General features: G+C 59.1%; 13 protein-coding genes. 4 read left to right on the top strand and 9 right to left on the bottom strand.

From position 1 onward, the window contains the following. Window positions 1–105: 105 nt before the first annotated feature. The 5 genes from ACR3E0_RS08120 to ACR3E0_RS08100 all read right to left on the bottom strand — a co-directional run bounded on the left by ACR3E0_RS08120 (window position 106) and on the right by ACR3E0_RS08100 (window position 5703). The gene (locus ACR3E0_RS08120) at window positions 106–672 is read right to left on the bottom strand and encodes a sarcosine oxidase subunit gamma (RefSeq protein WP_480477903.1); all 567 of its coding nucleotides are present in this window, start codon (window positions 670–672) and stop codon (window positions 106–108) included. Then, window positions 665–3679 carry a sarcosine oxidase subunit alpha family protein gene (locus ACR3E0_RS08115; RefSeq protein WP_480477901.1) on the bottom strand — a complete coding sequence of 1005 codons (3015 nt, stop codon included), beginning with the start codon at window positions 3677–3679 and terminating at the stop codon, window positions 665–667. Before ACR3E0_RS08115 ends, ACR3E0_RS08120 begins: the two co-directional genes overlap by 8 nt. A gap of 64 nt (window positions 3680–3743) precedes the next feature. Next, a complete protein-coding gene (locus ACR3E0_RS08110) occupies window positions 3744–4076 on the bottom strand; it encodes a sarcosine oxidase subunit delta (protein WP_480477899.1) in 333 nt (110 codons plus the stop codon). After that, entirely contained in the window at window positions 4076–4462 is a 387-nt protein-coding gene (locus tag ACR3E0_RS08105) for a hypothetical protein (RefSeq protein WP_480477897.1), read from the bottom strand. Before ACR3E0_RS08105 ends, ACR3E0_RS08110 begins: the two co-directional genes overlap by 1 nt. Continuing rightward, on the bottom strand, window positions 4459–5703 hold the full coding sequence (locus tag ACR3E0_RS08100; RefSeq protein ID WP_480477895.1) for a sarcosine oxidase subunit beta family protein: 1245 nt from the start codon (window positions 5701–5703) through the stop codon (window positions 4459–4461). The genes ACR3E0_RS08105 and ACR3E0_RS08100 overlap by 4 nt, the downstream gene beginning before the upstream one ends. Window positions 5704–5899: 196 nt before the next feature. On the opposite strand from ACR3E0_RS08100, the gene ccmI reads away from it, so the two are divergent. The 4 genes from ccmI (at window position 5900) to ACR3E0_RS08080 (ending at window position 9206) form a co-directional block, all read left to right on the top strand. Further along, window positions 5900–7129 (top strand): c-type cytochrome biogenesis protein CcmI, encoded by a 1230-nt coding sequence (gene ccmI / locus ACR3E0_RS08095; protein WP_480477893.1) that lies wholly within the window; start codon window positions 5900–5902, stop codon window positions 7127–7129. Continuing rightward, window positions 7126–7590 (top strand): Holliday junction resolvase RuvX, encoded by a 465-nt coding sequence (ruvX, locus tag ACR3E0_RS08090; RefSeq protein ID WP_480477891.1) that lies wholly within the window; start codon window positions 7126–7128, stop codon window positions 7588–7590. The genes ccmI and ruvX overlap by 4 nt, the downstream gene beginning before the upstream one ends. Window positions 7591–7607: 17 nt before the next feature. Next, window positions 7608–7847: a DUF1289 domain-containing protein gene (locus ACR3E0_RS08085; protein ID WP_480477889.1), complete on the top strand. Its 240-nt coding sequence runs from the start codon at window positions 7608–7610 to the stop codon at window positions 7845–7847. A gap of 447 nt (window positions 7848–8294) precedes the next feature. Then, window positions 8295–9206 (top strand): hypothetical protein, encoded by a 912-nt coding sequence (locus ACR3E0_RS08080; RefSeq protein ID WP_480477887.1) that lies wholly within the window; start codon window positions 8295–8297, stop codon window positions 9204–9206. A gap of 518 nt (window positions 9207–9724) precedes the next feature. On the opposite strand, the gene ACR3E0_RS08075 is transcribed toward ACR3E0_RS08080, so the two are convergent. The 4 genes from ACR3E0_RS08075 to dusA are packed head-to-tail and all read right to left on the bottom strand — an operon-like array spanning window position 9725 to window position 13127. Further along, window positions 9725–10453, bottom strand: coding sequence for a SpoIIAA family protein (locus tag ACR3E0_RS08075; protein ID WP_480477885.1), 729 nt, complete (start codon window positions 10451–10453; stop codon window positions 9725–9727). Between the two features lie 36 nt (window positions 10454–10489). Continuing rightward, window positions 10490–11275, bottom strand: a complete 786-nt coding sequence (locus tag ACR3E0_RS08070; protein WP_480477883.1) for a hypothetical protein — start codon at window positions 11273–11275, stop codon at window positions 10490–10492. Further along, window positions 11269–12093, bottom strand: coding sequence for a sulfite exporter TauE/SafE family protein (locus ACR3E0_RS08065; RefSeq protein WP_480477881.1), 825 nt, complete (start codon window positions 12091–12093; stop codon window positions 11269–11271). Before ACR3E0_RS08065 ends, ACR3E0_RS08070 begins: the two co-directional genes overlap by 7 nt. Before the next feature lie 38 nt (window positions 12094–12131). After that, window positions 12132–13127: a tRNA dihydrouridine(20/20a) synthase DusA gene (gene dusA / locus ACR3E0_RS08060; RefSeq protein WP_480477879.1), complete on the bottom strand. Its 996-nt coding sequence runs from the start codon at window positions 13125–13127 to the stop codon at window positions 12132–12134. Window positions 13128–13149: the final 22 nt, after the last annotated feature.

Genomic DNA, 13149 nt, shown 5'->3' with positions numbered 1-13149 from the left:
GAGCCAGAGCTCAAACTGCGCACAATGGCATGTAAATAGCGAACACCCAAAGATAGAAAAGGCTCCGGCAAAAACGGAGCCTTCTTTGGGTTTTCTGTCGCAGGTTCAGTAAACCCCAACTTCACTGCCCGGCTGTGCGGCAACCTTGAGCAGGTTGAACACGTAGTAGGCTGCAGACCGGAAACAGACAACGCGGAAGGTCTGGTCATCGTCCATCCAGAACGCCCCCGCCACCTGCGCCAGGCGCGAACGGCGGATCTGGCCAGGTTGGAAAGCTTCGGCCGAAAACTCGACCGGGGCCAGCTTGCCCAACACTTCACGCGCACTTGACCCCGCAATGCGGAACACCGCACGGGCGTCCGACACACTGACCGCCAGAGCGTGTGTTCCGCTGAGAGCGTTGGTCATTGCGGCGAGTTTGGCGTCGACCTCGGCGTACGGCACCAGCACCAGCAGCTCGTCGGGTGACATCCAGCCCACGCCGGTGTCGCCCTCGACAAAGGCCTCTCGCTGGCCCGGCACTCTCTGCCCGGTCGCGTCTTTAACGGCCTTGGCCAGCACCTTGTCGGACAAGTCCCCGCGCAGGGTGATCATGCCCTGAAGGCCGCATTCCTCGACCCGGGCGATGCCCTCATAGCTGGCGTGGTTCAATGCGCTGATGGGTTCAGACATTCTGCTTCTCCCCGTCCTTGTCATAAAAGATCGGATCCACGATCTTGGCCTTGTAAACCTTGTCATCGGTGCCTGGGAATTCGACAACCTCCCCCATGCGGTCGGGGCCGTGCTTGATCAGTCCCATGGCGATGCCGCGCCCCAAATTGGCCGAGTAATAGGTCGAGGTGACACGCCCGATCATGTTGCGCTGACCGTTGGCGTTGACGCCCTCGCCCACTGCGTAGGCGCCATCGGGGATGACAGAACCATCCACAGTCTCAAGCCCGACCAGTTTCCAGCGCTCGGGATCGGCCATATGGGTCCGCGAGTGGGCGCGTTTACCCAAGTAGTCTTCTTTCTTCTTGGACAATGCCCAGTGCAGCCCCAGATCCTGCGGGATAACGGTGCCGTCCGTTTCGTCGCCGATCATGATAAAGCCCTTCTCGGCCCGCAGGATGTGCAGACATTCGGTGCCGTAAGGCATAACGCCGAATTCCTTGCCGGCCTCCATCAGCGCATCCCAAAAGGCCTGACCCTGGCTCGCAGGAACGGCGATTTCATAGGACAGCTCACCCGAGAATGAAATGCGATAGGCGCGGCAATCGAACTCGCCTATCTTGCCATCGCGCCATTCCATGAACGGCAGGGCATCTTTTGACACGTCCATGCCGCCCAGCTTTTCAAGCACCTTGCGGGCATTGGGGCCGACCACAGCGACCTGAGCATATTGCTCAGTGACGTTTGCGACGTAGACTTTCCAGTCCCACCACTCGGTTTGCAGCCATTCTTCCATGTGACCATGGATGCGTTCGGCCCCGCCTGTGGTCGTATGACACAGCCATGTATCCTCATCGATCCGCGCCACAACGCCGTCATCGATCAGGAAACCGTTTTCCGAGCACATCAGGCCATAACGGCATTTGCCGACCTTCAGCGTGGACATCATGTTGGTATACATCATGTCGAGGAACTTGCCGGCATCCGGGCCTTTGACGATCAGCTTGCCCAAGGTTGAGGCATCCAGCAGGCCAAGGTTTTCGCGGGTGTTTTTGACTTCGCGATTCACGGCATCATGCACGGATTCACCGGGCCGAACATAAGCATAGGTCCGGCGCCAATGGCCAACCGGTTCCCAATCGGCTCCATTCTTGTTGTGCCAGTCATGCATGGGCGTCTGGCGGATCGGCTGGAACACCTCACCGCGCGCCTCGCCACCAATCGAAGCCAGCGAGATCGGTGTGTAAGGCGGGCGGAACGTGGTGGTACCAACCTTCGGAATTTCCGATTCCAACGCATCAGCAAGGATCGCCAATCCATTGATATTACTCAACTTCCCTTGATCGGTTGCCATGCCCAGCGTGGTATAGCGTTTGGTGTGCTCAACGCTTTCGTACCCTTCCCGCGCGGCCAGCTGAACATCCGAGACTTTGACGTCGTTCTGGAAATCCAGCCATGATTTGGCGCGCAGTTGGATTTCTGCATTGGCGGGCATCAGCCAGACAGCCTCCATCGGGGCCTCGGCGATGGTGTCGCCAACCGGGGCCTTCGTGCGCTTGGGCTTGTGACCGGCCGCTTTCGCTGCCGCTTTGCCGGCGGCATCCGCATCGGTCAAAACCTCGGCCAGCGCCAGAGGTCCGTTCGAGCTGCCAGCGGCCACAACAAAACCCTCGCCATCTGCGCCCAAAGGCGGGCGGTCGGCGTCGGGACGGAAGTGAGCATGTGCCTCGTCCCAGATCAGCTTGCCGCCGCAATGGGACCACATGTGCACGACCGGCGACCAGCCACCCGACATCGCGACCGCGTCGCATTCGACCTCTTCACGCGCACCGCCAACGCCTTCCTGATTGCAGATGGCAACTTTCTTGACCCGCTTGCCGCCTTTGACCTTGGCAATGGCCTTGCCCGGATCGACCTGGATACCCAATTGGCGCGCCTCTTCTGCCAGAGACCCCGCAGTCGCGCGCGCATCGATTACGCGCAAAACGTCAACGCCAGCGTGTTTCAGGGCAATCGCGGTGCGATACGCGTCATCGTTATTGGTCGCAACAATGACACGCTGGCCCGGTGTTACGCCCCAGTTGACCAGGTAATCGCGCATGGCCGACGCCAGCATGACACCCGGCACATCATTGCCGGCAAAGGACAGAGGACGCTCGATGGCGCCGGTCGCGGTGACGACCTGCTTGGCCCGGATGCGCCAAAGGCGATGACGTGGGCCTTGGGTACCCGGTTTGTGGTCGGTCAGACGCTCATACCCCAGCACATATCCATGGTCATAGACCCCCGCCCCCATGCACCGCGTGCGCAATGTGACGTTGTCCATTGTTTCGAGTTCGGAAACCAATTGTTCCACGAACTTATCCACAGGCTCTCCATTGACCGTTCCGCCATCCACCGGAGCGCGCCCACCCCAATGCGCGGTCTGTTCGATCAGCATGACCTTGGCACCAGACGCAGCCGCCGTTTTGGCGGCTTGCAGACCCGCAACACCGCCGCCGATCACCAGCACATCGGTGAAGGCATAGAAGTGCTCATAGGTGTCCGCATCGCGGCTGTCCTTGTCCGGCGCTTTGCCCAGACCGGCGGATTGACGGATGAACGGCTCGTAAACGTGTTTCCAGAACGGTTTCGGATGAATGAACGTCTTGTAGTAAAACCCGGCTGGTAGGAACCGTGCGAGCGCAGTGTTCACGACCCCGATGTCAAATTCCAAGTTCGGCCAGTGGTTTTGCGAGACCGAGGTCAGACCATTGAACAGCTCGGTCGTGGTGGCCCGCTGGTTTGGTTCAAACCGGTTGCCCTGCCCAAGGCCGACCAGTGCGTTCGGTTCTTCCGCACCGCTGGCAACAACGCCGCGCGGACGATGGTACTTGAACGACCGGCCCATCATCATCTGATCATTTGCCAGCAAGGCCGAGGCCAGCGTATCGCCCTCGTAGCCCTGCATGGTAGTGCCGTTGAAGCTGAAGTTCACCGGTTTCGACCGGTCAATCAGCCGGCCATGGTTTGCGAGACGGGTGCTCATCGTGCGGACCTTTCGCAGATGGAGGCACGAAAGCCTCCGGCGGGAGTATTGTGAAAAAGGTGACTCATACCGAGAACGCTCTCCATGACCATCCCGGGCGCTTGGCCGTAATGGCATCTTTGATGTTCTGCGGCGGCTCTGTGACCTGCGCAGAATAGGTCCCGAAGACTTCAAGCGTCTGCGTGCAACGTGCAGCGTGGAACCACTTTCCACAGCCGTTTGCATGGCGCCAGCGTTCAAAATGAACGCCCTTGGGGTTCTCGCGTATGAACAGGTAGTCGTGGAATTCGTCATCCGACGATCCCGGACCATAACGCTTCAAATGCGCCTCACCACCGGCAGCAAGCTCGGTTTCTTCGGCATCCACGCCGCAATAGGGGCAGTTCAGGATCAGCACTATTGGCCTCCATCCACAAGGCCGCCAATCACAAACCATGCAATCAGCGCAATCATCATCGAAAATATGGTGAGGACAGAAACTCCCGACACCACTCTTTCTTTCATTTCACCAGTCAGCTCTTTCTTCGCCACAAAAACCAACTGCTGCTCGAACATCTTCAGGAACAAAAGCAGTATGCCCGCCAGAGCAGTGTTGACGCTTGTGTCAAGAACCCGAAGCGCAATAGCGGCAGCAGGAAGCGTGGCTACTAAACCTACATATGCCCTCATGCCGCCAAGTTTTTTGACACCCTCGGAACTTTTCCCATAAATCCAAGCGTCCCACGCCAGCACGGCGAGGGCGTCTTGATCTTTGGCCAGTTTATTGACGAGAGAAGTAGTCAATGCGCCACCCCCGCCGCAACGCTTTCGTCGATGAAGCGGCCCTCTTTGAAGCGGTCCAGCGTAAAGGCTTCGGTCAGCGGCGAATGACCCGTTGCCATCAGCTGCGCCATGCCCCAGCCCGAACCCGGGATGGCCTTGAAGCCGCCCGTCCCCCAGCCGCAGTTGATAAAGCAGCCGCCCAGAGGCGTTTTAGACAGAATGGGGGAGCGATCCCCGGTCATGTCCACGATCCCACCCCATTGCCGCAGCATCTTCAGGCGTGAGATCATCGGGAAAGTCTCGACCAGCGCCCGCACGGTTTCCTCGATGTGGTGGAAGCTGCCGCGCTGGGTGTAGTTGTTGAACCCGTCGGTGCCGCCGCCAATCACCATCTCGCCCTTGTCGGACTGGCTCATGTAGCCATGTACAGTGTTGGCCATCACAACCACGTCCATGCAAGGCTTGATCGGCTCTGACACCAGCGCCTGCAGGGAAATGGCCTCCAGCGGCAGACGGAAGCCCGCCATCTCGGCCAGTTGCCCGGAATGACCTGCAACCACGATGCCCAATTTGTCACAGTCGATCGCACCCTTGGTGGTGTCAACACCGACGACGCGTCCGTTCTCGGACCGGACGCCTTGCACCTCGCATTGCTGGATGATGTCCATGCCCATGGCCGAGCACGCACGGGCATATCCCCACGCCACCGCATCGTGACGGGCCGTGCCGCCGCGTTCCTGCCACAGCGCACCCAGAACCGGGTAGCGCGGGCCGTCGATGTTGATGATCGGCACCAGTTGCTTGACGCGCTCGGGGGTGATCCATTCCGTCTTCACGCCTTGCAGGGCGTTGGCATGCGCGGTGCGCTGGTAGCCGCGAATCTCGTGCTGGGTCTGGGCCAGCATCATCACGCCGCGCGGGCTGAACATGACGTTATAGTTCAGCTCCTGGCTCAGATCTTCGTACAGGCTCCGCGCCTTTTCATACAGTGCCGCGGACGGGTCCTGCAGATAATTCGAGCGGATAATCGTGGTATTCCGACCGGTGTTCCCACCGCCCAACCAGCCTTTTTCGATCACCGCGACGTTCTGGATGCCGTAATTCTTGCCCAGATAATACGCCGTCGCGAGGCCGTGCCCACCCGCCCCGACGATGATCACGTCATAGCGTTTCTTGGGTTCTGGCGCGCGCCAGGCACGCTCCCATCCCGTGTGATAGCGCAAGGCTTCGCGCGCCACAGCAAAGGCTGAATAGTGTTTCATAGACGAATCCATCCGGTTCGGTGATTGGACGCAGATATGCCGCGTGCGGGCGGTTTGGCCCTGCCATGCAACGCCGCAATATCGCACTATTGCGACATAGCCCCTATTATTGCGACATCTGCGCCTTTCGCGGCCATTTGTCCCTTTTGTCCGACGACGCGCGGGTCTAAGTCAGGGCAGCCATATCGGAGACACCATGACGTTCTGGGTTGTAATATTTCTTGCCGCGCTGCTGATCGCCGCGTTCCTTGGCTTTACCCTGTTGCGCGGGCGTCGTGGGGATGAGCCGGCCGCCGCCTACGACCTGCGCGTCTATCGCGAACAGCTTGCCGGTGTCGACCGTGATCTTGCGCGCGGCGTCATCGGAGAAGCCGATGCCGAGCGCATCCGGACGGAAATCTCGCGCCGCGTTCTGGCGGCGGATGCGCAGATGAAAAAAGACAGCAAGGGTTCCGGGCCGTCCCCCCTTACATCCGTTATTGCCATTCTGGCCGTAAGTGCGGTGCTGATCGGAGGTGCGATGGCGTTGTATCATCGCATCGGAGCCGTCGGCCTGCCGGACATGCCCCTGACCGCACGTCTGGACCTGGCCGAAGAGATGCGCACAAACCGGCCCTCGCAACTGGATGCAGAGGCACTGGTCAGCCCGATTGAACCTCCGCAACTGGAGGAAGCCTATGCCGCGCTGCTCGACCAGTTGCGCGCAACGGTCGCTGAACGACCGGATGATCGGCAAGGCCATATGCTGTTGGCTCAGCACGAAACCAACGCGGGCAACTTCAAGGCAGGATACGCCGCACAGCAAAGGGTCATCGAGCTGTCCGGCCCCTCCGCCTCGGCCAATGCCTATGCGGACCTCGGTGAAATGATGATCCTTGCTGCCGGAGGCTATGTCTCACCCGAGGCCGAAGACGCGTTGAGCCAAGCGCTGGAGCGTGATCCCAAACACGGACCAGCCCGGTACTATCAGGGGCAGATGCTTGCGCAGATCGGACGACCCGACATTGCCTATCGTATTTGGCTGGAAACCTTGCGGGATGCCCCGGCCGGTGCGCCGTGGGCGGACGCGATTGCCGGACAACTCGATCAGCTTGCCTTTCGCGCAGGTGTCTTTAACGCACCCGATCTGAGCGCCGCGCCCGCCTTGTCCGGGCCGAACCAGGAAGACATGGATGCCGCCGGAGAATTGAGCGCCGAGGAGCGGCAGGCCATGATCCAGGGTATGGTCGAAGGGTTGTCGGCCCGCCTTGCAACCGAAGGCGGCTCGCCCGAAGAATGGGCCCGACTGATTGCGGCATTGGGTGTTCTGGGACAGGCGCAGCGCGCCATCGACATCAAAAATGAGGCGATGGAAGTCTTTGCCGGAAACAACGAGGCTTTGCGCATGATTGATGCGGCGGCGTATCAGGCCGGGATTGCGCAGTGATCCACGACACCTTCGAAGACTTTGCCGCCGCATTGCCCCCCATGACAGCCGTGCTGGGGCTGGATTTGGGTGAAAAGACCATTGGGGTCGCCGTCTCGGACACATTTCGCGGCGTTGCCAGCCCGCTCGAAACCGTGCGGCGCAAAAAATTCACACTGGATTCTGCCCGACTGCTGGAGATCGCCGAGGATCGGGAGATCGGAGGCATCCTGCTGGGCCTGCCCAAAAACATGGACGGGACCGAAGGCCCTCGCTGCCAATCCACACGCGCCTTTGCCCGCAACTTGTCTCGCCTGACGGACGTGCCCATAGGGTTCTGGGATGAACGCCTGAGCACAATTGCTGCAGAAAAAGCACTGCTTGAGGCGGATACGACACGAAAACGTCGCGGACAGGTTATCGACCACGTTGCCGCGGGCTATATCTTGCAAGGTGCGCTGGACAGACTGCGCTTTCTCTAACGGGTCGGAGACCATTGATGACGAATATGGTGTGGAAACGGAACGAGGTCGAAAGCCCTTGCATCCAGATCTGTGTCGTCCACCCGACCGAACGGATCTGTACAGGCTGTTATCGCACCATCGACGAGATCACCAGATGGTCCAAGATGAACAGCACCGAACGTGCCGGCATCATGGAAGAGCTGCCGTCCCGGAAACCCCGTCTCGCCAAACGGCGCGGCGGTCGCGCGGCTCGACTGAACGGATCGCAAGGATAACACCTTAACGTTCTGTTTTAATTGATCTCTACGAAGATCAGCCACTACGCTTGATTGGGCGAGAATCAAGCAATCCTTTCGCCAGATCTGAACGAAAGAGGTCCTCCTATTCGGGTTGGTGGCCTGAAGGGGATTTGAGATCGCCGATACGGGTTCCGGGCACAGACTATCCGGGGTAGAGACCGCTACCATTCCGCCGTGCAGAATTCTATTCATGATTGGCTGTCGAACGTCAGACAGCTTTGACCTTCACGTCAAAAACTGACCCTAAATGGCCAAGCCGCCCTCCGCATGGGATGCGGCGAAAGTATTGGAAGAGCCCAAAATGCATGATGCTGCAAGTTGCTCAAACGTCCGCTACGGGTTATTCGACGCACAAAGAAACCGTAATTGTCTGGAGGCGTTTTTGTCGTCTCTGTCCAACAAACTACCATAGTGGGATATACCTTGATATTTGATACGATCCCTTACCGACCTAAGGAAGCCAAGTATTGGGACGCTCTTGGTCGTGAAGTGGAAGAATACTACGGACCTCTAGACGACATCTCCGACTTAATGGTCCGAGGAACGAGCAACGCGCACATAAGTGATGTCCTGCTAGCTGCGCAAGGCATCAACCAATTTATGTCAGGGCATGGATGCGATGCGACCTGCTTGTTGCCAATGGCCGACCTTGCCGAACGGCTGGGGGGTGTCGTTTTGGCAAACAAGGCGAGATCGGCACATGCGACGATCAAAGCGCGCTCCGAATGGACCACTCAAGAGATTGATGTTTTCATCCACGACGCCCTTTTAGTTTCGACTGAAGAAGAGCTTGCGAAACAAACCGAGGTTCAAGGACAAACGCATCAGGCTTTTGAAATAGCATTTTCGGAATGGCTGAATTCACATTTCCCACGCATGGAAGTTCCAGACATCGACGCTTATCTACGGGGAAAATGGAAGCAAGTAGGACAAACACATCCCAAGATATGGAGCGCTCATCAGACTAGCAAGCTTGGGCCAAGGATCGATGGAGAAACCGCGTTTGCGCTTCTCAAACAGTGCGGTTTCAATGGTGCCTTCAAAATTAGGAGGGCAAAACCAGCAGTTGACGCAACGGCACCGGTCCACTTCCTCTGGATCGAAACACTAGAAGGCCCTGAAGTCGTCGTCGTAGGCTTTGCCGACGCTACCAGTTTGCTGGATGTGGCGAGTTGGAGTGAGCTAGCCCGCGCCCCTTCAAGCCCGCCGCTCAATAGCAAGACGCAGTGGCTCGCAAGTCAAAACAAACAATTCATGATTGATGGAGATAGTCTCTCAATAACCGAACCAAAGTTCCTCCGCCCATTACTCAAGAAATTGGTTTATTTGAACTAACGGCCATTCGCGCAATCGCAGCTAATTGGCGCTTAATCCCGCAGCTTACCTATTCGAGTATGGCGCAGCGAACGGACGGTTTGGGTCAGAAACGCTTGACGTCTGGGTCAGTATTGCATGACGCGGCCCATTGATCGGATTCAGAAAACTCCGTCCTCTGAGTCAAAGATGCGAGACATTCCACATAGGCAAACCGCGCACCTCAGCAAGGTTCAAGTCAGCGTCGCTGCGGATCGGGTCTGAACTCCGAGGGGGAAGAGTTCAAGAACATCGGCTTGAGTGAGTGGCGACCCACAGCGAGGCGGTGCATTCAGTGGTAGGTCCTGCAGGTCTCTGCTGGAAATGGACCTTCTTCTTGCCTTGCTTGACTGATCAATCAAGAAAAACCTTCAGGTATAAACACATTCCCTTACGTCAGAAGTGATGCTCTGTGTCCTGGAAATCTCAAATTGCAAGACCAGCGCAGAAAAATGAGATACGCGGATGGCGCAAGAAGACCGAAACTCGCATCCCGTGGTTCAGCCGGTCGCCAGCCAGCTTTTGGCGTTGTCATACTCATCGGAGGCAAAAAACTGTGTCCGTGTTCCCAGCACGTGGCTGGCGACACGCTGCGCCATTTGCTGCCAAGATTTGTCTCCGACTATTGCCGCTCGATCCAAAAGCCCGATATGGCGGCTGGCCAGCCGGAAATGGGCCGCCAACGCCGACAGCCCCTGCCAGCCATCGAATTCTCGCAGATCGATCAACAGGCGGAATCCCTCACGATCCCGCAGGAGGGTGTCCAGGTCTGCTTCCGCTTGCCTGTACTCCTCCGGGTCGAGTTTGCCCAGCAGGCTGATCTGGACACAGGGCCCGCCGAGATCAGTGATGTGGATTGAGCCTAGCGACTCGCGCATCCAGCGCCGGGCGGCCTCCAACTCCGTCATCTCGAACACCTGCACCGGGCACGGCAGGATCGGGGCGGCCAGCCGGATGCTTGTTTGTACCCATCCCTGATCCGCCACCACGGCGATCCGGTCAAATCCGCGCCAGTGACTCAGTCCAAGTTTGGTATCCGACCACGCTGCCCCCAGATCGTATCCTTTGAATTCCGGCTGCACGATGGCCAGCAGACGCACGGCATCGTGTTCGGCAAGAGCGGCCTCGATCGCGGGGACCAGAGTGTTCGCGTAATCGGCGCTGGTGACCTCGCCGGACAACTCGACCTCAATCAGCGCGCCATCTGAATTTGTATGGACCGTAATCATGGATCAAAACCTCCAAAGTCAAAGAATGACAGGAGGTTATGGGGATTCGATCCATTCGGCCACACCCCCTGCGCATTCCGGGCGAAAATAGGCAATCATCCGTCCATCGGGCCCGGCAGTGGCATCCCTGCCCCATGGTGCGACCCGGTGCAGACAATGGCGATGCAGCAGGTATGCCTCACCCGGACGTGCCGGCACTTCGATGCGGGGGCAGGTTTCAAAAACCTCACGGCGGGCGGACTGGTAGACGTCAGTAATGTCGACCTCGTGAAGCGTATCACGCGGATGAACGTCAAGGGCTTGTCTAAAAGCGGCGCGCAGGATCGTGTGACTGCCGTCCCAGACCACCATCGGCGCGGCATCTGCACTGACATCGGTCAGAGGAATGCCCAGAATCCAGGCGTGCGGTTCGTCAACCCGCCGTCGTCGGTCCGGACCCGACGGTCGCAAACCGTCAACATGAGCCGCATCCCGGTTCCGACGGTAACGTGCTGCGGCTTCGGTCTCACCCCGACGCGGACGGGGATAGCCGGGATAGATCACGGAAACCTGTCCTTTGTGCAGTGACAGGGCACCAAGGTGCCGGGCAACGAACTCCATGGCCTCACCGGCCAGCGGCCCTGAGGCGCCTACGCTGCCCTCCGCGTCGTTGCTCAACGCATCGACGCCGATGAACCACGTGCCATCACAATCCAGCCATTCGGCATGGGCCGGATCGGTGACCGAGGCGCGGGCGACCGGCAGGGCATGGGTCACCCATTCGGCCAGGTCTGTATCATAAGGGAATTTCACCCATCCTCGGGTCCAGAAATCGCTCACCATCCCAGCGCTTTTCGCAGCATGTTCAAGGCTACCAGGGTCAGAAACACCGCGAAGACCCGTTTAAGCGGTTTGGGGTCCATCGCATGCGCCAGCCTGACCCCCCACGGTGCCGTAATCATCGTCATCGCCACCACGATACAGAAGGCAACGAGATTGACCGCACCGATGGTCAGAGGCGGACGATGCTCGGTGGGGATATCCAGAAACAGAAATCCTATGACCGATGGCACTGCGATTATCACGCCAAACCCGGCCGCCGTTGCAACCGCGCGGTGGATCGGAGTGTTGAAGAGGCTCATGAGCGGCACACCGAAACTACCGCCACCGATCCCCATCAGAACCGAAAGAAACCCGACCGAAGGCGACAATACCGCGCGTTTCACACCCTTTGGCATCGCGTCTCCCAGCCGCCATTCCGACCGTCCCAGACCCAGATAGGCCCCAATCACCATGCCCAGAACCCCGAACAAGGCCTGCAAAGCCTCGGTCTTCAGGATGGAGGCGACAGACATGCCGATGATCGCTCCGATGGCGATCCCGGGTCCCCAGCCCCGCAGGATGTCCCAATCCACGGCCCCCTTTTTGTTATGGGCCAGAACCGAGCGGATCGAGGTGACAATGATCGTCGCCAGAGAAGTCGCCAGACACAGCTGCATCAGCTGTGGGCCGCCATAACCAAGGGTCTGAAACGCATAGAAAAAGGCGGGCACCAAAACGATCCCACCACCGACACCCAAGAGCCCGGCCAGTACGCCCGCCAGTGCCCCGATCACAAGCAAAAGGCCCAGCATCTGGGCCAGCAACATCGTCTCGGGCATCCTTCCCCCAAATCGGCCTTGGGCCGTATTTCAATCCACTACGCCTCAGCCAAAGGCGCCACATGATCCAGCGCCTGCAACATCACCTCGGGCCCGGCTCCTTTGTGCACGGCACCTTCCGACAGCGCACGCCGCCACGCCCGCGCGCCGGGTCGCCCGGCGAAAAGACCCAGCATATGGCGTGTGATCTGGTGCAATCGCCCGCCCTCGGTAAGATGCTGTTCGACATAGGGCACCATTTGACGGACAACATCAATCGGTTCGCGAACGGTCCCGGTTCCGAAGATTCGAACGTCGGCCTCAGCCAGAATATCCGTCGGCTGGTGATAGGCGGCACGCCCGACCATGACGCCATCCAGTCCCGCCTCCAGATGCGACCGCGCCTGGCTCAGCGTGGTGATACCCCCATTGATCGAAATATGAAGGTCGGGAAACGCGGCTTTCATTCGATGCACGAGGTCATAATCGAGCGGCGGAATGTCCCGGTTTTCCTTTGGGCTGAGCCCCTGCAGCCAGGCCTTTCGCGCGTGAATCGTCACCCGCCGACACCCCGCCGCCCGGATCTGATCCAAAAACGTGGGCAAAACGTCGTTGGGTTCCTGCTCATCCACGCCAATCCGGCATTTGACCGTGACGTCGACATCCACCGCTGCGCGCATGGCAGCGACGCAGTCGGCGACACGCGCCGGATCTTTCATCAGGACGGCCCCAAACGTACCGGACTGCACCCGATCCGACGGACACCCGCAATTCAGGTTGATCTCGTCATACCCAACCTCGGCTCCCAACCGGGCTGCCGCCGCCAGCTCCTGAGGGTCCGAGCCCCCCAATTGCAGCGCTACCGGATGCTCCTGAGCGTTGTAGTCCAATAGATGCAGCGCACGCCCGCGCACCAGCGCAGGAGCCGTCACCATCTCGGTATACAACAAGGTTTCGGCGCTGAGTAACCGGTGCAAGTAACGGCAATGACGGTCAGTCCAATCCATCATCGGCGCGACGCTCAGGCGTGCGGCCTTCTGTACCTTGTCCGTCAAGATTTCGCCTCCGCTGTGCGCA

This window comes from Ruegeria sp. AJ12, from assembly GCF_056536245.1.
This window is presented reverse-complemented; position numbering and strand designations above follow the sequence as displayed.

Coding starts and splice junctions, on each gene's coding strand:
- ACR3E0_RS08070 (WP_480477883.1), bottom strand. CDS start 11,275: ATGGTGAGCGATTTCTGGACCCGAGGATGGGTGAAATTCCCTTATGAT.
- ACR3E0_RS08115 (WP_480477901.1), bottom strand. CDS start 3,679: ATGAGCACCCGTCTCGCAAACCATGGCCGGCTGATTGACCGGTCGAAA.
- ccmI (WP_480477893.1), top strand. CDS start 5,900: ATGACGTTCTGGGTTGTAATATTTCTTGCCGCGCTGCTGATCGCCGCG.
- ACR3E0_RS08065 (WP_480477881.1), bottom strand. CDS start 12,093: ATGCCCGAGACGATGTTGCTGGCCCAGATGCTGGGCCTTTTGCTTGTG.
- ACR3E0_RS08085 (WP_480477889.1), top strand. CDS start 7,608: ATGACGAATATGGTGTGGAAACGGAACGAGGTCGAAAGCCCTTGCATC.
- ACR3E0_RS08075 (WP_480477885.1), bottom strand. CDS start 10,453: ATGATTACGGTCCATACAAATTCAGATGGCGCGCTGATTGAGGTCGAG.
- ACR3E0_RS08100 (WP_480477895.1), bottom strand. CDS start 5,703: ATGAAACACTATTCAGCCTTTGCTGTGGCGCGCGAAGCCTTGCGCTAT.
- ACR3E0_RS08120 (WP_480477903.1), bottom strand. CDS start 672: ATGTCTGAACCCATCAGCGCATTGAACCACGCCAGCTATGAGGGCATC.